At 58.6% G+C, this 23,020-nt stretch carries 16 protein-coding genes and 3 pseudogenes; 12 read left to right on the top strand and 7 right to left on the bottom strand.

The window, feature by feature from the left end:
* Positions 1 to 10 precede the first annotated feature (10 nt).
* From AACG97_RS12950 to AACG97_RS12925, 6 genes and pseudogenes are all read right to left on the bottom strand, one after another.
* Positions 11 to 1,894, bottom strand: a pseudogene (locus AACG97_RS12950) (RHS repeat-associated core domain-containing protein); the annotation flags it as partial.
* 255 nt (positions 1,895 to 2,149) lie between these two features.
* Entirely contained in the window at positions 2,150 to 2,587 is a 438-nt protein-coding gene (locus AACG97_RS12945) for an NTF2 fold immunity protein (RefSeq protein WP_197886707.1), read from the bottom strand.
* Positions 2,565 to 6,791: an RHS repeat-associated core domain-containing protein gene (locus AACG97_RS12940; RefSeq protein ID WP_225785565.1), complete on the bottom strand. Its 4,227-nt coding sequence runs from the start codon at positions 6,789 to 6,791 to the stop codon at positions 2,565 to 2,567. Before AACG97_RS12940 ends, AACG97_RS12945 begins: the two co-directional genes overlap by 23 nt.
* Before the next feature lie 4 nt (positions 6,792 to 6,795).
* Positions 6,796 to 7,263: a DcrB-related protein gene (locus AACG97_RS12935; protein ID WP_009686752.1), complete on the bottom strand. Its 468-nt coding sequence runs from the start codon at positions 7,261 to 7,263 to the stop codon at positions 6,796 to 6,798.
* Between the two features lie 40 nt (positions 7,264 to 7,303).
* Positions 7,304 to 7,894 (bottom strand): hypothetical protein, encoded by a 591-nt coding sequence (locus AACG97_RS12930; protein ID WP_082414709.1) that lies wholly within the window; start codon positions 7,892 to 7,894, stop codon positions 7,304 to 7,306.
* Positions 7,895 to 7,902: 8 nt separating this feature from the next.
* Positions 7,903 to 9,753, bottom strand: a complete 1,851-nt coding sequence (locus tag AACG97_RS12925) for a type VI secretion system Vgr family protein (protein ID WP_182368100.1) — start codon at positions 9,751 to 9,753, stop codon at positions 7,903 to 7,905.
* A gap of 268 nt (positions 9,754 to 10,021) precedes the next feature.
* On the opposite strand from AACG97_RS12925, the gene AACG97_RS12920 reads away from it, so the two are divergent.
* From AACG97_RS12920 to AACG97_RS12905, 4 genes and pseudogenes are all read left to right on the top strand, one after another.
* Positions 10,022 to 11,047, top strand: coding sequence for a hypothetical protein (locus AACG97_RS12920; protein ID WP_009686749.1), 1,026 nt, complete (start codon positions 10,022 to 10,024; stop codon positions 11,045 to 11,047).
* A gap of 50 nt (positions 11,048 to 11,097) precedes the next feature.
* Entirely contained in the window at positions 11,098 to 11,607 is a 510-nt protein-coding gene (locus AACG97_RS12915) for a hypothetical protein (RefSeq protein ID WP_009686748.1), read from the top strand.
* Positions 11,608 to 11,737: 130 nt separating this feature from the next.
* Entirely contained in the window at positions 11,738 to 12,049 is a 312-nt protein-coding gene (locus tag AACG97_RS12910) for a hypothetical protein (RefSeq protein ID WP_009686747.1), read from the top strand.
* A 19-nt stretch (positions 12,050 to 12,068) separates the two neighbouring features.
* Positions 12,069 to 12,170, top strand: a pseudogene (locus AACG97_RS12905) (hypothetical protein); the annotation flags it as partial.
* Between the two features lie 28 nt (positions 12,171 to 12,198).
* On the opposite strand, the pseudogene AACG97_RS12900 reads toward AACG97_RS12905, so the two are convergent.
* Positions 12,199 to 13,082: pseudogene (locus AACG97_RS12900) on the bottom strand (ADP-ribosylglycohydrolase family protein); the annotation flags it as partial.
* 90 nt (positions 13,083 to 13,172) lie between these two features.
* On the opposite strand from AACG97_RS12900, the gene AACG97_RS12895 reads away from it, so the two are divergent.
* The 8 genes from AACG97_RS12895 (at position 13,173) to tssH (ending at position 23,008) form a co-directional block, all read left to right on the top strand.
* Complete coding sequence (locus tag AACG97_RS12895) at positions 13,173 to 13,742, top strand: hypothetical protein (protein ID WP_009686745.1); 570 nt, start codon at positions 13,173 to 13,175, stop codon at positions 13,740 to 13,742.
* A 438-nt stretch (positions 13,743 to 14,180) separates the two neighbouring features.
* Positions 14,181 to 14,930 (top strand): hypothetical protein, encoded by a 750-nt coding sequence (locus AACG97_RS12890; protein ID WP_033691266.1) that lies wholly within the window; start codon positions 14,181 to 14,183, stop codon positions 14,928 to 14,930.
* 64 nt (positions 14,931 to 14,994) lie between these two features.
* The gene (gene tssB, locus AACG97_RS12885) at positions 14,995 to 15,534 is read left to right on the top strand and encodes a type VI secretion system contractile sheath small subunit (RefSeq protein ID WP_012272397.1); all 540 of its coding nucleotides are present in this window, start codon (positions 14,995 to 14,997) and stop codon (positions 15,532 to 15,534) included.
* Between the two features lie 14 nt (positions 15,535 to 15,548).
* Positions 15,549 to 17,051, top strand: coding sequence for a type VI secretion system contractile sheath large subunit (tssC, locus tag AACG97_RS12880; protein WP_009686743.1), 1,503 nt, complete (start codon positions 15,549 to 15,551; stop codon positions 17,049 to 17,051).
* A 26-nt stretch (positions 17,052 to 17,077) separates the two neighbouring features.
* Complete coding sequence (gene tssE, locus AACG97_RS12875) at positions 17,078 to 17,560, top strand: type VI secretion system baseplate subunit TssE (protein ID WP_009686742.1); 483 nt, start codon at positions 17,078 to 17,080, stop codon at positions 17,558 to 17,560.
* On the top strand, positions 17,560 to 19,380 hold the full coding sequence (tssF, locus tag AACG97_RS12870) for a type VI secretion system baseplate subunit TssF (RefSeq protein ID WP_009686741.1): 1,821 nt from the start codon (positions 17,560 to 17,562) through the stop codon (positions 19,378 to 19,380). The genes tssE and tssF overlap by 1 nt, the downstream gene beginning before the upstream one ends.
* The gene (gene tssG / locus AACG97_RS12865; RefSeq protein ID WP_009686740.1) at positions 19,344 to 20,414 is read left to right on the top strand and encodes a type VI secretion system baseplate subunit TssG; all 1,071 of its coding nucleotides are present in this window, start codon (positions 19,344 to 19,346) and stop codon (positions 20,412 to 20,414) included. The genes tssF and tssG overlap by 37 nt, the downstream gene beginning before the upstream one ends.
* Positions 20,411 to 23,008 carry a type VI secretion system ATPase TssH gene (tssH, locus tag AACG97_RS12860; RefSeq protein ID WP_029887850.1) on the top strand — a complete coding sequence of 866 codons (2,598 nt, stop codon included), beginning with the start codon at positions 20,411 to 20,413 and terminating at the stop codon, positions 23,006 to 23,008. Before tssG ends, tssH begins: the two co-directional genes overlap by 4 nt.
* Positions 23,009 to 23,020: the final 12 nt, after the last annotated feature.

Genomic DNA, 23,020 nt, shown 5'->3' with positions numbered 1-23,020 from the left:
CATATAGTCCTCAACAAGTTGTAGACGTTATTTTTTGTGGGCGCCCTTTCAGCCACCCCTTGTCCTGCGAGATAGCTACAGCTTCAGGTGTCCCGTAAGATCCAGAAGGCAAACCGAAATGCTTCTCGAATTGTGCCACCGACCCTGTATGGGGCAACGAAGCCTCGTGCGCGGCCTGAGTTACTAACTGCATTGTTCCCTTACCAGTTACAGGATCGAAATCATCCAAATGATGCCAAGTATATTTACCAATCGATTTGACCTGAGCCTTCGACAAACCAGCTTGCTTGTAAGCTTCAGTAAAGTCTCGACCTCGAGACCCTTGCATTTGAATAGATACGATATTTTTTTGGTTGCCGGTTACGGGGAACAACTCAGGCGAACCCTCAAAATTCACACTCTTGAAAGATAGCCCCCAAGGATCAATCCATGCAGTGGCATTAGGCGCATATTGGTAAAGATTTACACCGCCACCTAAACCCAATGGATCTTGAGTTATAAAGCGCCCAATATCCGACGCATAATAACGGAAGGTATTATAATGCAGCTCACTCTCAACGTCGAAGTATTGCCCTTGAAATCGAAGGTTCTGCTCGACTTCACTAATATCTAGCTGCTCTAGCATGCCCCACGAGCGGTACGTAGCTTGCCAAACGACTGCGCCATCGCTGTTCGTAAGCTCCAGCGGCGTGCCAATCTGGTCAGTATGGAAGTAATAGACCTTCTGCCCTTTCCCTTCAACCTGATCAACCCGCGCCAACGGCGCATAGCTACCCGGCTCGTACAGGTACAAGATGCTGTGCCCAGGCGTTTCCTCCCGCAGCATCCGCAAGCCTTGCCAGAGGAAGCGCTTCTGCTCTACCTCGCCATTCATTCCCGCCTGTTTGGCTATTCGCCTCCCCAAGCTGTCGTACCGGTACTCGCCTTGGCTTTCCAGCTTGCCATTGACCAACGTCTTCGCCCGCACCAGCCGGTTCTCGCAGTCATAGCTGAAGTGCTGCAGCTTGCTGTGCCCCGAGCGCTTCTCGATCAGGTTGCCCCACGGGTCGTAGCGGTACTCCTGATCCCGCCACTGTTTGATCCGGTTGTCCTTGACCTTGTCGAACTGCCGCGCATTGAAGTCCAACCGGTTGGCTGCCGGGTCGTAGCGGAATTCCTCGCTGCCGATCAAGGAGCCAATATCACGACTGCGCAACTGGCCGTTGGCTTCGTATTCGTACTTGATCTCACCGCGTAGCTTGTCGAGGGTACGTACCAGTTCACCGGCCGGGTCGTACTGGTAACGGCGGTGGATCGGGTTGTAGGCGTGCTCGACTAGCAAAGAGGTGTTAATGCCGGTGTTATGCACTTGCGAGAGCTTGTCCGCTGGCAAGGTCGACGCAAACTGCCAGGCCTTGCGCCCCATGGCGTCATAGCCAAAGCAACTGGTGAGCTTGCCCTGGGTCCGGTACACCTCGCGGTGCAAATCATCGCGCTCCATGTCGCTGATCACCTGGCCATCCAGGTTCAGTTGGTGCAGGTGCCCACTGCCGTAATACAGATGATTGAGCTTGCGGCCATCCGGCAGGGTCAGCGTAGTTAGGTTGCTAAGTGGGTCGTATTCATAGTCCAGTGCCCCACTTGGGGTCAGTTCCTGGGTCAGTCGCCCCAGCAGGTCGTAGATGTAACCTAGCTTTTCATCGGTGATGCCCAGCTGCTTACCCGCGCTTGTTGGGTGGCGCTGAATGCTCAGTAACCGGTCAGCCTCGTCATACTCGAAATCTTGCCGTGCATCGCGATTGACCTTGGCCATCAAGCGGCCAATGGCGTCACGCTCGAACAGCGTATGGCGCTCCGGACGTTCGCCGCTTTCGCCATAGCCAATTTCGTCCAGGCGAATCAGGTGACCGCCATGGTGGTGTTCGTAGGCGATCTTGCGGCTCAGCGGGTCGGTTTCTCGATCAGCCGAGAGAATTGGTCTTACTTAAATGTCAGGTTTTGCTATCGTAAAGCTTAAACCGACGAAAACTTGAAGGCGAATAGATCAATGTATAAAAAATTTGAAAAATGAGACGATTGAAAAGTTGGCAATCGCCTCTAAAGACTATTTATTAAAGAACACTAGTAAAACCAAGCCTCTTTGAAATGACACCGAGCCTTCAATCACGCGTCAGACATAAGTCTCCTGCCACTTTTTTCCATGCTGCAAATCCCGACCTGAAACCATATACACACCATCGCTTAAAACAAAGTTCAGTCGAAACACAGCAGCTAAGCCCTTCACTTTATTTATCACAACAGAAACTTTTTTTCCATCGTTATTAATGACTTCCACTTGATCATTTGCCTCATCATACTCAGGATGCCTACCGCAAATCAAATTTTCTACCCTATCATAATTCCTTCCACCTTTAAGTACATATTGTCGAAAAATCTTCAAAAGATCTTTACGCATGGCTTCTTCAAGATCCGTTTCCGACAAGTCACTATCAAAGGCATCAATGCTTTTTTGATAGTATGTCATCTCCCAATTATACATTTCATGCATAAATTCCTTCAGCGCCTTGCCAAACTCCTCACCCAGATCAGTTGCTGAATATTTTTCCATCTACAAGGTCCCCATTCCTGAATACATTATAAATTACCTTTGTTGGCCTTGTACCGCCGGCGCCGTACTTGAATACGAGCTCGACATCAACAGGCCCATTATCGAAGACATCTTTTGCGATTTGTTTTTCAAAGTCCCTAAACAAACCACGGTTGACTTTAGAAAGCTGAGGGAACACTCCATCCTTCCCCCCCGAACCGCCAAGAAGCTTGCCAATTATATGTCCAGCGTCATCATCCTGATTGCCCAGCATACGGGCCCAAGCCCTTGAGGACTGATTGGTAGCTGTACCTGTTTTCAGGTCATTCTTCGTGATAGTAGCAGTAGCCCTCAAGGGTTGACCTGCTGCCCCTCTTGTCACATTGGTGTTGACACACCACCCTAGAGGATCAAGCCATCCGGTGGAGTTAGGAGCATAACTGTAAAGATTGAAACCGCCCTGTAGCCCAATCGGATCCTGAGTGGTAAATCGTGCCACCTCAGGATCATAGTAGCGGAAGGTATTATAATGCAGTGAGGTTTCATCATCGCTGTATTGCCCTGGGTACCTCAGATTCTGATCGACCTCTTTGATCGACAAAGCTTCTATCGTGCCCCAAGACCGATACGTCGCCTGCCAAACAATCTTGCCCTCGTTGTCCGTCAGCTCCAACGGCGTCCCAATCTGATCCGTATGGAAGTAGTAAACCTTCTGCTCCTCCCCTTCAACCTGATCAACCCGCGCCAACGGCGCATAGCTACCCGGCTCGTACAGGTACAGGATGTTCTGCCCAGGCGTTTCCTCCCGCAGCATGCGCAAGCCTTGCCACAGAAAGCGCTTCTGTTCGACCTCGCCGTTGATTTCAGCCCGCTTGGCCACCCGCCGCCCAAGGCTGTCGTAACGGTACTCGCCTCGGCTTGCCAGCTTGCCATTGACCAACGTCTCCGCCCGCACCAGCCGGTTCTCGCAGTCGTAGCTGAAGCTTTGCAGCTTGCTATGCCCCGAGCGCTTCTCGATCAGGTTGCCCCACGGGTCGTAGCGGTACTCCTGATCCCGCCACTGTTTGATGCGGTTGTCCTTGACCTTGGCAAACTGCCGCGCATTGAAGTCCAACCGGTTGGCTGCCGGGTCATAACGAAACTCTTCGCTGCCCACCAGCGAGCCGGTATCACGGCTGCGCAACTGGCCGTTGGCTTCGTACTCGTACTTGATCTCACCACGCAGTTTGTCCAACGTGCGCACCAACTCCCCCGCCGGGTCGTACTGGTAACGGCGGTGAATCGGGTTGTAGGCATGCTCGACCAGCAACGAGGTGTTAATGCCGGTGTTATGCACTTGCGAGAGCTTGTCCGCTGGCAAGGTCGACGCAAACTGCCAGGCCTTGCGCCCCATGGCGTCATAACCGAAGCAACTGGTGAGCTTGCCCTGGGTGCGGTACACCTCGCGGTGCAGGTCATCGCGCTCCATGTCGCTGATCACCTGGCCATCCAGGTTCAGTTGGTGCAGGTGCCCACTGCCGTAATACAGATGATTGAGCTTGCGGCCATCCGGCAGGGTCAGCGTGGTCAGGTTGCTAAGTGGGTCGTATTCATAGTCCAGTGCCCCACTTGGGGTCAGTTCCTGGGTCAGTCGCCCCAGCAGGTCGTAGATGTAACCTAGCTTTTCATCGGTGATGCCCAGCTGCTTACCCGCGCTTGTTGGGTGGCGCTGAATGCTCAGTAACCGGTCAGCCTCGTCATACTCGAAATCTTGCCGTGCATCGCGATTGACCTTGGCCATCAAGCGGCCAATGGCGTCACGCTCGAACAGCGTATGGCGCTCCGGACGTTCGCCGCTTTCGCCATAGCCAATTTCGTCCAGGCGCACCAGATGACCACCGGCGTCGTAACTGAAGCGCCGGGTCAAGTTGTCCACCCGCACCTCTTCGCTCAGGCGGTCCGACGCGTCATAGGCAAAGCGGTAGGCCGCGCCGTTCTCGTTGACCAGTGCGGTCAGGCGCAGGGCCTTGTCATACTCGTAGCGGATCCACTCGCCCTTGGCATCCTGGCGACTGCTGGGCAGGCCGCGCGAGGTGCGTTGCAGGTAGGTTGTCTGGCCTTTTCCATCGGTGTGCTTCAGCACCTGGCCAAGAGTATTGTAGGTAAAGGTTTCCGCAGTGCCGTCCGGATGATTGATACGAAGCACTTCACCATCGGGCTTGCGTTCCAGCGTAGTGGTCTGGTTCAACGCATCGGTAACGGCAACCAGGTGCTGGCGTTCGTCGTAGCGGTAGTAGGTGCTTTTGCCCGAACAGTCCTCGAAGCGCTCGACCTGCGCGTAGGCATTCCACCACAGATACTTGGACTTGAAGTTGGCATCGATGATCGTGTGCGGCAGGCCGTCATCGCTGTTGAGATACCGGGTCTTGTTACCCAGCGGGTCAATCTCGGCAACCAGGTTGCCTTTTTCGTCGTAACGCGCCTGCCAGACGCTGCCGTCGGGGAAGCGGGTTTCGGTGATGAGTGGCGTGGTGCGGTAGTGCTTGTAGCTGATCTTGCGACCCAGCGGGTCGGTTTCCTCGATCAGCCGGGAGAATTCGTCGTACTTCAGGGCGAGGCGATTGCCATCAGGCAGCTTGATGCCGACCAGATTGCCGGAGGTGTCGAAGTCCATGCCATAGCATTCACCGCCGAAGTCACGGCTGCCGATGACGCGATTATCCTCGTTGTAACGGATTTCCAGTTCACGGCCCAGCACATCGGTCGCCCAGCTGGTCCGCTGGGCGAAGTCGTATCGGAAGTGATAATGCTCGCCGTCGCTGGTCCAGTGCTCGACGACGCGCGGTTTGCCGTCGTGAGTCTCCCAGCGGTATTCGCAGATCAGGCCCAGAGCGTTACTGTGCCGCGTCATGAGTTTTTCAGCGTAGCCGAACTGGCGTACCGAATCGCCGTTGCGATTGATCACTTCGGTAAGCTGGCCATTGTCGTCGTAACGGTAACGCACCAGCGTTTCAACGGCGCTATCACCGACCACGCGCTTCACATCGGTCAGGCGGCCCAGTGGGTTGTCGTAGTGCAGGTGGACACGCACCGCCCCTGGTGCGGTGATATCCGTCAGGCGGCCATCGGCACTGTAGGTGAAATGCAGATAATGCCCGAGCGCATTTTCCAGGCGCTGCAAAGGCGCGCGCGAATTATCATTTGGCACCTCGCCAAAATAGAAAAATACGTTATCGAGCGTTTGCAGAAGATAGTGCCCGCCCTGGGAGCGCACGAGATGAATACGCTCATGGGGGTTATAGATGCTCTCGCCTGGCTCCAGGTCAATGAACGGAACACTGCGACCTTGGTTGTCGGTCAGATAGACGAACCCGCCGCCACGACGCAGGCTTTGTTCCCAGGGCAAAATCCAGCCCTGCCCCAGGGCACTTTCCACGGTGAGGTCACTGGCATAGAAACGAGACCATTCAATAGGCATCAAGCCTGGCAACACGAAGTCCGTTTCATTGGCCAGAAGCTTGCGGCCGTTGGTCATGTCGACCGGGTTGCCTGTGAAGCCACCGATAGCCCGCTCCACCGCAGGGCCGATGATGAAGCGCCCTGCGAGGTAGCTCGCTGCAATGGTCAAGCCTGTCTGCAGCGCACAGGGGCCGGCTGCCTTGAGGCCCGCTTGCAGGCCCAGGCGGTAAACCGCAACGACGTTTCTGCCCATGGATGCGACGATCATCAAAACGTCCACCGTAACGCGCAACCATTCGGGCACTTCTTCGTCAACAGGCAGGTAGCGTGTAGTGCCACCACCTATGAACACATTGTTAGACCCGCCGGCAATCTTCGCCCCGCAGGTGAGCGCGTCACCCTTGCGCGCAGCAGCTACACCATTGATGAACACATTGGACGAGCCTTCCGCTACCAGCACGGTCGCCGGATGCTTGTCACACTTGGCGATACTCTGCTCGGCATGGGCAGCGTTGCGTTTGTTGATGAATACATTGGGAGAGCAACCGTCGAACTCGATCTGCCCCGCTGGCGATTTGAATGATGACCCTATCTTTTCGCCGATCATCGGTACGGCGCTTGCTCCCAGACCAACGATCATGGCCAGCAGGAACCCACCCAATCCACCGGTGCAGATAAAGAAAGCGCCTGCAGCGGCAATTGCCAACCCAATCACCGCCCCAGCAAGAAAACCAGCCAGGGCACCGGTGTGTTCAATCTCGTCACCCCAACGCGCAGCTTCGAACATGAGGTCAGTCCTGAGCGGCGTTATCGGAGGTTTCTGCGGTGCTATGGCGCGGCTCGAAGCTCATCAACAACTGCAACCAACTTTCGTCCTGCTTGCTGCTAAAGTCGGCCTGGCTGGTGGTGGAAAACACCAGAATACGCCCTGGGGCAACCTCGAAAGCAGCCTGACGCTGATACAACGGCCGGCCATCATTCAAGTAATACGCATCGATCTGAACACCTGCGAGCGGCTTACTGGCAGAGAGTTGCGCCGGCTTTTTGCCCAACAGGGTGTAGCCGCGAAGCTTGGCCGCAATCAACTTAACCTGACGATCGATGTACGCTTTCATATCCTCTGCTGGAAGCAGATTGTCGCGCGAAAGTGTGATATTCAGAGGTGCGGGAATGCTGTTCCCCAGTACGAACATGTTGACCGTACGATCTTGGAAACCTTCCGGCAACGTGATAGAACCTTCCTGCAGTTGATAGTCCATTGATTGTAAATTCCATGAAATCGTGATGTGAGTTTGAGTATTACTCGGCTGTCATGCCGGCAAGCATCGCGTCGAATGCGATCAGCCAGTCAGCCAGTTGTGATTTACTCGGGTCGATCACAGTAGAGGCACTGAACCACTCGCGCCCGTTACCGTCCGCTGAAACGATGATCGTGCAAACGGAGCGACCGTGACGGCGCTCTTGGCCAACATTGAACTGGTAGTCAAGGCTGATGGCAGGGTGGCCGGCCAATGCCGTTGAGACCTGGCGCACCAAATCAATCTCTGAATGGCTTTTACGCAGCTCGTTGGTAAACAACTCCACCGCCTTATTGAGTTCAAGCCCTTCAGGTGCACGCCGGCGACGGGCGTCAAATTGCACATGACAACCCGCGAACTCCAGCGTGGTATTGATATCGCGAAAAGCGAAACCCTGTGGCATGAGCAAATTCAAACCTGCAATGCGCAAGGCATTGTTCTCTGCATCCATGACCAGCGCGGGTGGCTGCCGCAGGACCTCGACCGCAGCTTCCGCTGCGATGCGCACCTCCTCTGCGTCCTGCCGAGCGAGCGCCTCGGCAGCTTCACTCCTCTGTGAGAGCCTGTCGTAGATATTGCCCTTGATAATCACACTTCGCCCTACTCGTTGATATCGACACGATCACCTTTGACAAAGGTGTTCTTGCCGAGAATGTCGATGCTGTCTGCTTCGATGGTTATTTTGTCTGGCTTGATCGTGATCTTGCTGGTGCCGACCTCGAGCAGGATGCTTTCCATGGCGCTTACCTGAATGAGGTTGTTGTCCACCTTCAGCGTGTAACTACCGTTCGTGACGTTCACCACCGTGTCTTGCTTGATTACCTCATGGTGCGTTCCACCTACCTTGATCACTCGGTTGTTGCCTACCTCATGGCGCTCATCCAGCTCGATCTCGGTATCCATGTTGCGCTCGGCATGCATGATGATCTGCTCGGCGCCGGCCTTGTCCTCGAAGCGGAAGAAGTTGGCGGTACCGCCGTCACCCTTCATCGACCGGGTCAGGAACCCACTCTGGGTCTTATTCGCCGGCAGCGCCCAAGGCGGGGTGTTGGTGCTGTTGTACAGGCTGCCCATGATCAGCGGGCGGTCCGGGTTGCCGTCGAGGAACACCACCACCACTTCGTCGCCGACGCGTGGGATCTGGATGCTGCCGAAGCCGCCGCTGGCGCCGGATTGGGTGACGCGTACCCAGCAGGAGCTCTGATCATTGAACTCACCGTTACGATCCCAGTGGAACTGCAACTTCACCCGCCCCAGTTCATCGGTGTAGATCTCTTCGCCGTGTGGACCGACAACAATGGCAGTCTGGGGGCCGCTGATGCCCGCCCTTGGGGTGCGCAATGCAGGGCGGAACGGGATTTTACGGCGGATGCAGCTGAAGCTGTTGCGGTAGCCCGCTTCGCCATCGTTGGCGTAGTTGTTCTGCCCCCAATGGGTGACGGAAAGCAGCAGAAACTGGCGATCGTCCGGGGCGTCGTTGTCGTGATCGTAATGCTGGCTCAGCTCGAAGTAACGGCCAGGTTCCATGGCACGGCAATTACTCTCGCCATGGAAGGTCTTGCCGTCGACCTCCATCGCCTCCAGCCGACGACGTGCCTTGCGCATGCCTTCATCGGCGTCGGCATAGCCGTAGAGGCCTTCATATTCGAAGACCTCGTACTGGCCAACCTCACCCTGCTGGTTGACGGAGTTCAGTTGCACCAGATGCGGGTTACCGGGTTGCTTGTAGTCGAAGGACTTGAGGGTCAGGCGGGTTGGCTGCATCCGTCGCGCCGACGACCACGCCGTGATCGAGTCGGCGGTTTCGGTGACCGAAGCACTGTGGTAGCGGATCAGCGGCTGGCGCTCCAGCTGCGGCAGCATGCTGCTGTCATCGCTGATGATCATGCGATGGCCTTCCTGGGAGTGCTCGAAGGTGAAGAACAGCCCTTCCTGCTCGAGCAGGCGCAGCACGAAATTCAGGTCCGATTCCTGATACTGCGTGCAGTAGCTGATTGGCTTGAGCGGCTGGCTCAGGCGGAACTCATGCTCGGCCAGCGACAGGTAGTAATCGAAAACTTCCTTGACGATCTGCTCAGTGGTCTTGTCCTGGAAGATGCGTGAGTCGCGGCGACGGCTGAGAATCCAGATCCAAGGCACCAGTTCAGCGGTGTAGTTGGCAATACCGCCATCCGCACCGGTGTGCACGAAGTCCGACACGTGCGCGCTGATGTACCTTGTGGTGCCGTTGGCCAAGGCAATCCCCAACGTGACTTTCTTGCCGATGAGTTTCTTCAGTTCGATGCGAGCGTCTTGCGAAATGAGGTGTGCCTGGAAGCTGAACAACTCCGAAATCGCCTCGCGGCCGCTGAAGCTGAGGAGTTGCAGTTCTTGCTCGGGAGGCAGTGGAGAATCGAAGGTGAACAGGCGTTGATGCTGGCTGAGCATCGACTCGAGGGCATCCGTAATCATATCAATGCATCCTGCATCAAGCTGGAAATCTCACAATGAAAACGCGCTTGGCCGGGAGCTGTCAAATGATGGCAATAAGCCAGACTGCCTCACCACGAGGACAAAAGCCGCGTGCAACAGGTGGATCATGGGCCTGTATATCAGTGGACACTTTCTTGATTAATCACATCGGAATATGTCCTCCGGTTTGATCTGCTGGAGGTCTGGAGTGTAGGCTCCCTACGCCTAGCCATGAGGCAGTAGATCGCGAATATCAGGGAGAATCGCCATGAGCGTGAGCGAAAGCCAACTCAGCCAGCTCGACCGGGAGATGGACCAGAATCACCGGGAAATGGTGATCATGTCCATTGAGGATTTTCATGCACAGGCCCAGTTTGCTCAGCAGGCACATGGCGCCACGCAATCGCCGCAAGTCTGTACGCGCACACAGGGCGATATGCTGACCGGCACCTGGCACGGCGTGAAATCCACCTACAACGGCCTGCCTCACACCTTCGTCAATACCACCTGGGGTGTGCCCGCGGCCATGGCCGCCTGGGACGCGAAAAACACCGCCAGTTTCATTCGCGACATGAACGGGTTGGGCACAAAAGTACGCTACACAGTGCGCAATGGTAAGCAGTACGTCGTTCTCACCGGCTACCCTGGCCTGCGCAAGACACTCAACGCGCCACGCTATGGCATCCAGAATGCCAAGCTCGTCAGCATGGGCATCGGCAAGTATGGAGTGCGCGGTTCGTCCATCAAAGGATTCAAGCTTTCGTGCTACGTGGCGGTGGCCATTGAAGTCGCAGAATGGATATTTGCCGACGAGCACGTCATGAGTGACCTGTTTGGCGGCGTTGGCGTGGAACTGATCAAGGCCGGTATCGCCTCGGCACTCGGATACGCCGCGGCCCTGGCTGCTGGCGCCCTGTTCACTGCAGCCGCCGCACCAGTCATTGCCGGGGCGCTCGTGGTATTTGCCGTAGGTCTTGGATTGAACGCACTCGACAATCACTTCGGCATCAAGAATGCCGTTAAGGCGGGTTTACGCTATGCCGTGGATCATATCGAGGCCATTCACAAGACAATCACCGAGATCAAGCCGGACGACCTGCGTCGCTACGCTGAGGAAACCGTCGCCAACATCGCAGGCAGGATTGCCGACGAGCTTTACGATGAGGCCAAGTCGTGGGTCATCCGTAAGCTGCGCCCCGACGGGATAGACTTGCCTGCATGGCCAGACGCCCCCAGGCTGCCATCGATGCCCTCATTGCCATCGCTCCCAACGTTCAACCTGCCTAAGTTCTGAGAATGAATACACGCTCCTCACAAATTTCACCCGGGCTTTCCCCCCTCAAGATGAGGCTGCTGGCCGTCGCCATGTTCATCGCATTGCTCCTGGTAGGGGCCGTCTCGCTTTATGCCTATACCAACTACCTGTTCCCGCTGTACGGCAGGCTGCTTCGTGGCGCTCCAGTCGTGGAAACACCGTACCTCGCGTTCGGCCTGCTCATGGCTCCACCGGCACTCGCCATCCTGCTCATTGGCAGCGCGATCTGCGCCTGGACCGGCAAGAAGTTCGACCCACCCCCTGCATCCCGGCTGCACCGCTTCCAGGCGTTGATGTTCGGGATATCGATTAAAACACTGATCTATGTAGTACCTGCGGTGATGGTTCTGACTACGGGGGCTTTGCTGGCCAGGGGTTACACGCCCTGCTCGAAGCTGCTGATATCGGGTTCTGCCTGGCAGTTGTTCTGGGTCAATGATGACCGGGTGTGCTTCAAGCCGGATCACTACATCAACGACAACTGGCCATGCAAGGTTATCGACGGCAAGGACGTTTGCGTCCAGGTCGACGGGCGGTAAGTTGCCTACCTTGGCCAGGCTCAAAGTGAGTACGGCGGGAAACCGAAAAGGTAACAGTTGATAAGCCGCAGCGACCTGGAGACGGGGCGTACAGTGGCGCCCCTCCGGTCTACACACACTCAGGCATTAAATGGACAAAGACACACTGAAAATTACAGCCAGAGCGCTTCGCGAAAAGCTTGAGATTCTCAAGGACCAGAATCCTGACGCCATGACCATGCTCAACCTACTTCGCGACCTTCTGCTGAAATCTGAGAACGGTGACATCCACACACCTTTAGAGGCGCGAGACATCCCTTGTTATCGCTACCTACCTGAAACAAACCTACGAGACGATCATGAGCTTAGCGAGGCTTTTGCCAAATTCTATATGGCGTTAATCAAGGGACAAGAATGGAGTTCATTTAAAAAATTTAAAGCCAGAAGTAACACGCACGAATAGAACCTGACATTGCACCCTTATGGTTTTCATCACGAGGGCGGCGTGCAAGGGATGTGATGCAGATGGCAATCGATTTTACCTTGCAGCGAAGGCGTTCGAGGAAAATGACCCCGAACTGGCTAAAGCGCTGAAGGACGCCTACTACGTCGCTATTCAGGCCTATCGTAGATACGCTCATCGAGCTCATCGCGCGGCGGCGCCAGCTCGAACAGCCGGCTCGCCAACCTACGAATATGCTGCGACCAAGCCACCTTGGCCACCCACTCCGACGGCATGCCCGATACCCCGTAGAGCGCCCCGCAATCTGCCCTGCCGCTGCAGCGACACTATCGGCATCATCGGCAAGGTTGGCAGCCAGCAGTATCGCATCCCTGAAATTGTTGGTATTCCAGACAGCCCAAAGCGCGGCTTCCAAGGTATCGACCACATATCCCGACGAGCGAATGTGTTCGCGAGATTTGTGCGTGTACTCCCCCGCATTGATGATCGTGGGTCTCGGCTGCAGCGGCCGCACCCTGGGTGTCAACGCCTCGACCTTGTCTGCGCCGTTGAGCGCCAGGTGCAACTGGCCAGCGAACAGCTTGCAGCAATCCTGAACTTCGACGGCGCCATGGGTCACGCCGCTTTGGGTGACGCTCTCCCACCAGCTTGCCGAGAGCGAATGACGCCTGTAAATAGCCGTAGGCGCGAGGCGTATCAACGAACCATTGCCTGCGGTCGAGGCCTCGATATTGCCCATCCAGCCAAGCCCTTGGGCCTCCCACCCTTCCAGGGCTCGGCGGGTGACATTGCCGATGTCGAAGCAGCGGTCATTGACGCTGTTTTCGCCGTGCCGCTACCAACGCACCAATGCATCAGCGAAGGTTGCGAAATCGAACTTGCCTTGGCTGGCGTAGGCGTCCGCCAGGCACAGGGCCATACTGGTATCGTCGGTTCACTCACCAGGCGCCAGGCGGAAAGGACCACCGCCGACCATATCGCTGACATGCCCTTGATCACGCCGCTGGAACTCCAAGGTCGTGCCTACCGCATCACATGCACGCTACTGGCAACGACATGCCCAGGCAGGTAGCCATGCCCAAGTGATGGCCGCTAACAACCCACCTCGGAGGTGCTTCTCAGCATGAAATTCAATGACACCTACACAAGCCGCGAGCACCGCTTTGCACTCGGGATAGAATTGGCTTCGCAGCAGTGCTACCTGTCCATCCCAGTCAGCAATACCTTGGTCGATTACGAAGAGTATTACCGCATCGACAAGGCCCGATACGAGGCCTGGCTACAGGAACCTTCGGCAGCGCTGCCCATGGTTGTTCGATGCCGCCGCCGCGAACTGGACCACGCCCTGATGATGCAACCCGGCGCCCAGCGTGGCACGGCTGACCCGTGCATTCGCAACCTGACGGAGATCTCGGCGGTGTTGGCACGAGCAGCAACCTTGCTGCTGCGCGATGGCGGCTACGCAAGCTGGGCCAATACCCTTCTGGGCTACCGTTCACGGCTGCGCAGCGATACCCAGCAGGTGCGCCTGAGCTTGTTCGCGATGCCTCGCGGCATGGGCACGCTCAGCGATGCCGTACTGTATGAAAACGGCGTGCTGTTGGTCGAGGCCACCGATGAATTACATGCATTGCTAGGGTGCTTGTGGGAGTGGGGAATCCAAGGTCGCATCGCCGGCGCAAAGTCGCTGTAGCAACCCATACGGACCCACTTCGACGCGGCATATTCCGTCGCATTGCCATCACGAAAACACGCTGCGATGAAAGACAGGCATGAACGGCGTTGCACTGAAAAATGCGACGCAGATCACTTTTTGAAAAAATATTTTCACGCCCATTTTTACCGCGATCTTTGCACCTACTACCCCTAATTTTCCGGGTCAAAGCCCCATTCCATGTGCTCGAAACCTGCGCGCAATGTCATGACGCCATCATTGCACCACATCACAAAACGGGGAAAAAATCGCCACCCTTGCGGGAACTTCTTTCCCAGCGAGGTGCCCTACTCGGCATTACTGGCAACACGATATTCATGTGCCAGCACTCGAATTTGCCGCAGCTGAGAGGCGCGATATTCAGGTCCACGCCATTGGCGTTTCAGGACGATTTGCAGGCACATGGACGATGCACCGATGACACAGACATTCGATGTCGAAGCACTGATCAAGCTGCGTAGCCAGACGCGGGCGATCTCCGATGCGCTGAAAGCGCAGGCGGCCGATTACCTGGCCACCGTGGCGCCGCTGATCCGTCCGCAAAGCCTCTTTGGCGAATACCTGCAGGGCGCCCAGCGCAGCAGCGGGCGCGAAACCCAAGGGCATTTCCAGGCGCTTATCGAACTCTACGAGCGCATTGGTGCCGCTGCCCCGTTCCAGCTGGTCAGCGAGCTGGAAGTGCCACTGAACCTGCTCAGCACCACCCCCGAACTGTTCCCGCTGGAATACGACAAGGTCCTCGAACAGAGCGGCCAGGTCATCCGCATCACCAGCCCCACGCGCTGGGTGGTGGGCTTCCACGCCTTCGATCTGGCGCAGTTTCGCAACGTCATCAAAGACCCCAACCGCAGCAGCGCCGAGCTGTACCGCTTCGTGGTGCACTACCTGGTGCTGTTCTATTGCCTCAGCAAGTCCCCGGGCCTGGGCCGGCTGTTCGAAGGCCTGCGCTACGGGCTGAGCTTCGAGCGCCTCAAGGGTTTTGGCGACTTGCCCTTCTGCGTCATCAGCGCGCCGGTGCGTTCGGAACTTCCGGACGATTCGGTCATCCGTAGCAGCACGCAGATTGCCGGCAACACCAGCTTCGAAGAGCTGGTGGGCCGCGACAACATTCTGGAAATGAACGACGAGATCCGTCAGCGCCTGCTGCGGACGATCGAAGGACTGTAACGCGCAGGGCCCGGATACGGGCGGCGCAATGATTCGCAGCGAACTGCTTGCACTGGAGAATACGATGGCGAAGAAGGAAAGCACCCAGCACAAACTCGACCGCGTCCGCGCGCCCCGGGTCCATATCACCTACGACGTGGACATCGGCGATGCCATCGAGAAAAAGGAGCTGCCCTTCGTCGTCGGCGTACTGGGCGACTTCTCCGGCAACCCGCTGGAGCCATTGCCCAAGCTCAAGGACCGCAAGTTCGTGTTCATCGACCGCGACAACTTCAACGGCGTGCTCAAGGGCATCAAGCCACGCCTGACCTACCGCGTCGACAACACCCTGGCCAAGAACGGCACCCAGCTGGGCGTCGAGCTGAACTTCAACAGCCTCGAAGACTTCGAGCCGCAAAACGTGGTGAAGCAGGTTGAACCGCTGCGCAAGCTGCTGGAAGTGCGCAATAAGCTGGCAGACCTGCGCAACAAGATGGGCGGCAACGACAAGCTCGAAGAGCTGCTGATGGACGTGCTGCAAAACACCGAGAAGCTCAAGACATTGGGCAAGGAATTCGGCCGTGAGGCTGAAGTGAAAGATCCATCCAGCAGCGACCGCGCCTGAGCAGGAGCCCGAACATGACTGACAAGCAAACCGCACCGCAACAGGCCGGCGACCTGGTCGAGGTAGAAAGCTTCGCACCACAGGCCTCGCTGCTCGACAGCATCATCTCGCAAAGCCGCGTGGCCCGCTCCGACACCGAGCGCAATCGCACCCGCGACCTGATCGGCGAACTGGTGAACCAGGTGCTCGAGGGTGAGATGACCCCGAGCAAGGACCTGATCGCCGTGCTCGACTCACGTATCGCCGAGATCGATTCGATGCTCTCCGAGCAGATGAACGAGATCATGCACGCCAGCGAATTCCAGCAGTTGGAAGCCTCCTGGCGCGGTCTGAAGTACCAGGTCGACCAGACCGAGACCAGCACCACGCTGAAAATCCACCTGCTCAATGCCTCGAAGAAGGACCTGGTGCGCGACCTGAAGGCCGCCAGCGAATTCGACCAGAGCGCACTGTTCAAGAAAGTCTACGAAGAAGAGTACGGCACCTTCGGTGGCGCGCCTTTCGGCATGTTGATCGGTGACTACGAGTTCAACCGCAACCCCGAAGACATGTACCTGCTGGAGGAGATCTCGCACGTGGCCGCGGCGGCCCATGCACCGTTCATTTCGGCTGCCTCCCCCGAGCTGTTCGGCTGGGACTCGTTCACCGAAATGTCCGGCCCGCGTGACCTGGCGAAGATCTTCGACACCGTCGAGTATGCCAAGTGGAAGTCATTCCGCGCCTCGGAAGATTCCCGCTACGTCGGCCTCACCCTGCCGCATGTGCTCGGTCGCCTGCCGTATGGCCCCGATACCACCCCGGTGGAAGAATTCAACTTCGTCGAAAGCGTCGACGGCCGCGACCACAACAAGTACCTGTGGATGAACGCTGCGTACGCCCTGGGCACCCGCGTTACCGATGCCTTCGCCCGCTACGGCTGGTGCGTGGCCATCCGCGGCGTGGAAGGGGGCGGGCTGGTCGAAGGCCTGCCGACTCATACCTTCAAGACCGACGATGGCGAAATTGCCCTCAAGTGCCCGACCGAAATCGCCATTACCGACCGCCGCGAAAAAGAGCTGTCGGACCTCGGCTTCATCCCGCTGGTGCATTGCAAGGGCACCGACTACGCGGCGTTCTTCGGCACCCAGTCGGCGCAGAAGCAGAAGCAGTACAACACCGACATCGCCAACGCCAACGCACGCCTGTCGGCACAGCTGCAGTACATCTTCGCCACGTCGCGCATCGCCCATTACATGAAGGCGATCATGCGCGACAAAATCGGCAGCTTCGCCTCGCGCATGGACGTGGAGCGCTTCCTCAACCAGTGGCTGGCCAGCTACGTGCTGCTCGACGATACCGCCAGCCAGGAAGCCAAGGCCAAGTTCCCGCTGCGCGAAGCCCGCGCCGAGGTTTTCGAAGTGCCCGGCAAGCCAGGTGTGTACAAAGCCGTGACCTACCTGCGCCCGCACTACCAGCTGGACGAACTGACCGCCTCGCTGCGCCTGGTGGCCGAGTTGCCGCAGGGCGCCCGCGGCTGATCAGCCGCTGTGTACAGGGATGACACATGAGTAACCAAGCCCGGCTGCTGCCCTCGCTGCTCGACCGCCTGCTGGACGACCGCCCTCACCAGTCGGCCGAGCCGGCCGCGCAGCGTACCTGCTCACTGGCCGAATACAAGGCCAGCATCGTGCGCGACCTTGAAGTGCTGGTTAACACGCGCCAGTCGCTGGTCGCCGAAGAGCTCGAGGGTTTCAGTCAGCTTGAGGGCTCCATCCTTGAATACGGCATGCCTGACTTCATCAGCCGCAGCGTACTCGACCCGCACGATCGCCGCCTGATCCAGCAGCAGCTGGAGCGGGCGATCAGCACCGGCGACCGGCGCTTTCGCCGGGTGCGGGTTCAGCTGTTGGCCCAGCAGAACGGCCACCGCATGTTGACCTTCCGGGTAGACGCTGTATTGCGTCTGCAGGATATCAGCCGCCAGGTGTCATTCGACGCCGTGCTGCAGGTCAACACCCAGGAATACAAAGTACAGAACCTCAACTGATGCTCGACGAACTGCTGCCCTACTACGAAAAGGAACTGTCGCACCTGCGCTTCCTCGGCCAGGAGTTTGCCGCGCAGTACCCGAAAATTGCTTCGCGGCTACTCATCGAGGGCGACAACTGCGAAGACCCGCATACCGAGCGCCTGATCGAGGCGTTTTCGTTCCTTTCCGCGCGGGTGCATAAAAAACTCGATGACGAGTTTCCGGAAATCGTCGAGTCCTTCCTTGAGGTGCTGTACCCGCACTACCTGCGCCCAACCCCGTCGATGTCGATCGCCGAGCTGAGCCTGGGCAAGCACGAGAAGGTGACCGAAGCCTACCGCGTGGCGCGCCATACCGAGATGCATGCCAACGCCGTTGAGGGCGTGGTGTGTAAATTCCGCACTTGCTACCCGGTTGAGTTATGGCCGATTGCCGTGCAGAAGGCCACGTTCGCCGAAATGGAGCGCTCCGCTTTCAACGGCCACAGCGCCGACCTGGTCGCCCGCCTGAGCATCGATCTGGCCGCCACCGGCGACGCCCTGTTCGGGCAAATGCAAATCGACCGCCTGCGCTTCTTCCTCGACGGTGAAGCAACGCTGATGCTGCATTTGTACGAGCTGCTGTTCAACAACCTCGCCAAAGCGACCCTGAGCTTCCACGACCAAGGCCGCAGGCGCGAAATCGTGCTGCCAGCAGGTGCCCTGAGCGCTGTAGGTTATGGGCGTGACGAAGGCCTGGTGGACTATTCCGAACGCTCGTTCCTGGGCTACCGGCTGTTGCACGAGTATTTCACCTTCCCAGACAAGTTCATGTTCTTCGACCTCGGCGGGTTCGCTCGCCCCCTGAATGGTCAGGCCGTGGAACAGGTACAGGTCAATTTCTATTTCAGCGACTACGACCTGGGCGACCGCCTGGCGCGGCTGAGCCAGAACATCGGGCGCAACAACTTCAAGCTCAACTGCACGCCAATCATCAACTTGTTCCGGCAACAGGCCGAGCCGATCAAGCTTACCCATACGCGGCACGAGTACCCGGTCACCCCCGACACCCGCCTGCACAATGCCGCAGAAGTGGTGTCGATCGATCGGGTACGGCGCGTGCGCAAACTGGGTGGCATCGACCAGGTCGCCACCTGCCAGGCATTCTTCGAGCCGCGTGGCGAGCAAGACCCGCACACCAGCTTCTGGATCGCCCGCCGGCGCAACCAAGGCGATGCCACAGCCATGAGCATCCGCGTGGTCGACCGCGACCTGGAGCTGATAGACGCCAGCAGCGATACCCTCAGCATCAGCCTTACCTGCAGCAACCGCGATGTGCCGCTGATGCTGCCTTTCGGTGGTGAACGCGGTGATTTCAACATCCCGGCCAACTCGGTGATCAAGGACATCCGCTGCCTGCGCAAGCCCACCGCCACCATGCGTGTGCCACTGGGCAAAGGCCTTATCTGGCGGCTTATTGCGCACCTGTCGCTCAACCACCTGTCGCTGGTAAGCCAGGGCCGCGAAGTACTGCTCGAGTTGCTGTCGCTCTACAACTACCGCAACGTCTCGGCCATTCGTAAACAAATCAACGGCATCAAGGCTATCGCCAGCGAACCGGTGGTTGCGCGTATCGGCCACCCGCGGCCGAACTTCGTGCGCGGTGTGGGTATCACCCTGACGCTGGACGAAAGCCAGTTCACCGGCAGCGGTGTGTTCCTGTTCGGCATGGTGCTGGACCATTTCTTCGGCCAGTACTGTTCGATGAACAGCTTCACCCAACTGACGCTGCGTACCCAACAACGAGAAAAGAGAGTCGTCCAATGGCCAGCACGCACTGGCGATCAGCCCCTGGTCTGATCGATCAGGCCCGAGCCGAGCCGCACCGATTCGAATTTTTTCAATTGGTGCGCCTGCTTCGCCTGCACTACAGCCGCACCGGGCGCATGGACCTGGCAACGCGCCCGCACGAAGACCCGCTGCGTTTTCGCACCCAGCTGTCCCTGGCGTTCCCGGCGAGCGAAGTCAGCGACTTGCATTTCGAACGCGAGGGCAAGGTTTCGCCTGCCGGCCGGCCGTTGTCGGAGGTCCAGGTGACCTTCATGGGCCTGGTAGGGCCGTCTGGTGTGCTGCCACGCCCGTACACCGAGCTGCTGCTGGAGCGGCACGTACAGTATCGCGACGATGCTGCGCATGCGTTCCTCGACATGTTTTCGCACCGCATGACCACGCTGTTCTACGAAGCCTGGCAAAAATACAAGTTTCATATCGAACACGAGCGCAACGGCACATCGCGCTTCGACGGCTACCTGCTCAACATGGTGGGGTTCGGGCCCATGGCCCAGCGGCTCAAGTTCGAGCAGCAGCCCACGGCGCTGCGCCGCGAGCTGTTCAGCTACTTTGCCGGCCTGCTCAGCCAGAAGCCACGCAACGCCCTGAACCTGGAGCGCATGCTCGGCTTCTACTTCGCGCTGCCGATCAAAGTCCGCCAGTTCGCTGGGCGCTGGCTGCGCCTGCAGCCGGAACAATGTACTCAGCTGGGGCGGCGCAATGCCCAGCTGGGCCACAGTGCCGTGGCCGGTAACCGGGTCTGGGACTACCAGTCGTGCATCCGCATCGAGCTCGGCCCGCTTGGCCTGGCCGATTACCAACGGTTCCAGCCCGGCACCGCGTGCTACCGCAAGCTGGTCGAGCTGGTGCGCTTCTACCTGGGTGCCGAGCTGGATTTCGAAATTGCCCCGCGGCTCAAGCCCGAGGCTGTACCACCCGCCCAGCTCGGTCGCACAGGCAACCTTGCCCTGGGCTGGCTGGGCTGGCTCAAACGCCCTGGCCGTGACGCGGAGCCATCGCGTTGCGCCGTCTTCCACATTCCTTACGATGGGGTCGCCTTGTGAACCTGAAGTCTTTGTTCGCCAAGCTCAACGAAACCAGCCGCACGGCGACAGAAAGCGCTGCAGCCTTGTGCCTCTCGGAGCAACACTACGACGTGGAAGTCGAGCACCTGCTGTTGCAGCTGCTCGATGCCGGCGACACTGACCTGGCGCCAATCCTGCGCCACTACGATGTGGTCGCCGAGCGCCTGCAGGCGCAACTGGTAACGGCCCTGGGCACATTCAAGAAAGGCAACACCCGCACCCCGGCGCTGTCGCCACATATCACCCGCATGATCGAACAGGCCTGGCTGCTGGCATCGATCGAGTACGGCGTCGCGCAAGTACGCAGTGCCCATCTGCTGCAAGCCCTGCTGGACGATGCCGAACTGCATCGCGTAGTGGTCGCCTCGGCCCCTGAGCTGGAGAAGATCAACCCAGACGACCTTCGCCTGAACCTTGCCGCTCTGGTCGAGGGCAGCGCCGAATCGCGCCACGCCAGCGCCTTGGCTGGCCCAGCGGCACCGGCCCCTGCCACGGGCAAGGCTGGCGGCAAGACCCCGGCGCTGGACCAATACACGGTCAACCTTACCCAAAGTGCCCGCGAAGGGCGCATCGACCCCGTGCTTGGGCGCGAATTCGAGGTGCGGCAGATGGTCGACATTCTCACGCGCCGCCGGCAGAACAACCCGATCCTCACCGGTGAGGCCGGGGTTGGCAAAACAGCCGTAGTCGAAGGTCTGGCCCTGCGCATTGCCCAAGGCGACGTGCCGGCCGTGCTCAAGGATGTGGCACTGCATACCCTCGACCTGGGGTTGCTGCAGGCGGGCGCCGGGGTCAAAGGTGAGTTCGAGAACCGCCTCAAGGCAGTGATCGAAGAGGTCAAGCGCAGCCTGCACCCGATCATCCTGTTCATCGATGAAGCCCACACCCTGATCGGCTCCGGTGGCCAAGCGGGGCAAAATGATGCCGCCAACCTGCTCAAGCCTGCGCTGGCACGTGGCGAGCTGCGCACCATCGCCGCCACCACCTGGGCCGAGTACAAGAAGTACTTCGAAAAGGACGCAGCCCTCGCCCGCCGCTTCCAGGTGGTCAAGGTCGAAGAGCCGGATGAAGACAAAGCCATCCACATGCTGCGCGGCCTGCTAGGCAAAATGCGCGAACACCACAAGGTGGCGGTCATGGACGAAGCGCTGGTGCAGGCAGTGCGCCTGTCCAACCGCTACATCACCGGCCGCCAGCTGCCAGACAAAGCTGTCAGCGTGCTCGACACCGCCTGCGCACGCATCGCCCTGGCGCAAACCTCGCAGCCTGGCGCACTGGAAGACTGCCGTCGGCAGATCGACAACCTGCAAGCTGAAATCAGCGTGCTGGGCGACGAAGCCGGCAAAGGCCACGATCATGCCCGCCGCCTCGGCGAACTGCAGGCTGCCTTGCAAGCCGCGCAGTTGCAGGAGCAGCAACTGAACACCCAGTGGCAACAGGAACTGGCACTGGTCGAACAGCTCAAGGCGCTGAGCGCCGCCAGTGAAGCCGACCCCGCGCAGCTCAATGCCCTGCGCAGCGAACTGGCCCGGGTGCAAGGCGACCAGCCACTGGTGCATGCCTTGGTCGACAGTGGCGCCATCGCCCAGGTCATCAGCGGCTGGACCGGTATCCCGCTGGGCAAGATGCTGCGCGACGAGATCGATACCGTTCAGCGCTTGCCTGAACTGCTGAGCCAGCGCGTATTGGGCCAGGACCATGCCCTGCATGAAATCGGCAAACGCATCAAGATTTCCCGTGCGCGCATGGAAGACCCGAACAAACCGATCGGCGTATTCCTGCTATTAGGCCCCAGCGGCGTCGGCAAGACCGAAACCGCCCTGGCCCTTGCCGACACCCTGTATGGCGGTGAACGCAACCTGATCACCATCAACATGTCCGAGTACCAGGAAGCGCATACGGTATCCAGCCTCAAAGGCTCACCACCGGGCTATGTCGGCTACGGCGAAGGCGGCGTGCTGACAGAGGCGGTGCGCCGCAAACCGTACAGCGTGGTACTGCTGGACGAGGTGGAAAAGGCTCACCCCGATGTACTTGAACTGTTCTTCCAGGTGTTCGACAAAGGGGTGCTGGACGACGGTGAAGGCCGCGAGATCAATTTCCGCAACACGGTGATCATCCTTACCTCCAACACCGGCACCGAGCACATCATGCACACCTGCCTGAATGCCGAGCAGCAGCCCACCCCCGCAGCCATCATCGAAGGCCTGCGCGGTGAGCTGAACCAGGTATTCAAGCCAGCTTTCCTTGGCCGCCTGAGCATCGTGCCGTTCTACCCGGTGCAGGACCAGGTGCTGGAGCGCATCGTCGCGCTCAAGCTCGAGCGCATCGCCAAGCGCTTCGCACGCAACCACCAGGCCGAACTGAGCTACGAACCGGCGTTGGTGAAGGCCATCGCCGCACGCTGCACCGAAGTCGATAGCGGTGCGCGCAACATCGACAACATTCTGTCCCAGACCCTGATGCCAGAGCTCGCCCAGCGCGTGCTAGAGCGCATGGCCCAGGGCACGCCCATCGAGCGCCTGGTCATCGAGCTGGGCAGCGATGGCGATTTCGCCTATCGCCTGGCCTGACCCGCACCCGGA

The sequence above is a fragment of the Pseudomonas sp. Nvir genome (genome assembly GCF_963778085.1).
Classification (GTDB): Bacteria; Pseudomonadota; Gammaproteobacteria; order Pseudomonadales; family Pseudomonadaceae; genus Aquipseudomonas; species Aquipseudomonas juntendi.
The sequence above is the reverse complement of the archived record's forward strand: the minus strand, read 5'-3'. Positions and strand labels throughout refer to the sequence as shown.

What these genes read in the sequence shown, in the direction of transcription:
- AACG97_RS12945 (WP_197886707.1), bottom strand. Translation starts at nt 2,587, where the DNA reads ATGGAAAAATATTCAGCAACTGATCTGGGTGAGGAGTTTGGCAAGGCG.
- AACG97_RS12940 (WP_225785565.1), bottom strand. Translation starts at nt 6,791, where the DNA reads ATGTTCGAAGCTGCGCGTTGGGGTGACGAGATTGAACACACCGGTGCC.
- AACG97_RS12935 (WP_009686752.1), bottom strand. Translation starts at nt 7,263, where the DNA reads ATGGACTATCAACTGCAGGAAGGTTCTATCACGTTGCCGGAAGGTTTC.
- AACG97_RS12925 (WP_182368100.1), bottom strand. Translation starts at nt 9,753, where the DNA reads ATGATTACGGATGCCCTCGAGTCGATGCTCAGCCAGCATCAACGCCTG.
- AACG97_RS12920 (WP_009686749.1), top strand. Translation starts at nt 10,022, where the DNA reads ATGAGCGTGAGCGAAAGCCAACTCAGCCAGCTCGACCGGGAGATGGAC.
- AACG97_RS12915 (WP_009686748.1), top strand. Translation starts at nt 11,098, where the DNA reads ATGAGGCTGCTGGCCGTCGCCATGTTCATCGCATTGCTCCTGGTAGGG.
- AACG97_RS12910 (WP_009686747.1), top strand. Translation starts at nt 11,738, where the DNA reads ATGGACAAAGACACACTGAAAATTACAGCCAGAGCGCTTCGCGAAAAG.
- AACG97_RS12895 (WP_009686745.1), top strand. Translation starts at nt 13,173, where the DNA reads ATGAAATTCAATGACACCTACACAAGCCGCGAGCACCGCTTTGCACTC.
- AACG97_RS12890 (WP_033691266.1), top strand. Translation starts at nt 14,181, where the DNA reads ATGACACAGACATTCGATGTCGAAGCACTGATCAAGCTGCGTAGCCAG.
- tssB (WP_012272397.1), top strand. Translation starts at nt 14,995, where the DNA reads ATGGCGAAGAAGGAAAGCACCCAGCACAAACTCGACCGCGTCCGCGCG.
- tssC (WP_009686743.1), top strand. Translation starts at nt 15,549, where the DNA reads ATGACTGACAAGCAAACCGCACCGCAACAGGCCGGCGACCTGGTCGAG.
- tssE (WP_009686742.1), top strand. Translation starts at nt 17,078, where the DNA reads ATGAGTAACCAAGCCCGGCTGCTGCCCTCGCTGCTCGACCGCCTGCTG.
- tssF (WP_009686741.1), top strand. Translation starts at nt 17,560, where the DNA reads ATGCTCGACGAACTGCTGCCCTACTACGAAAAGGAACTGTCGCACCTG.
- tssG (WP_009686740.1), top strand. Translation starts at nt 19,344, where the DNA reads ATGGCCAGCACGCACTGGCGATCAGCCCCTGGTCTGATCGATCAGGCC.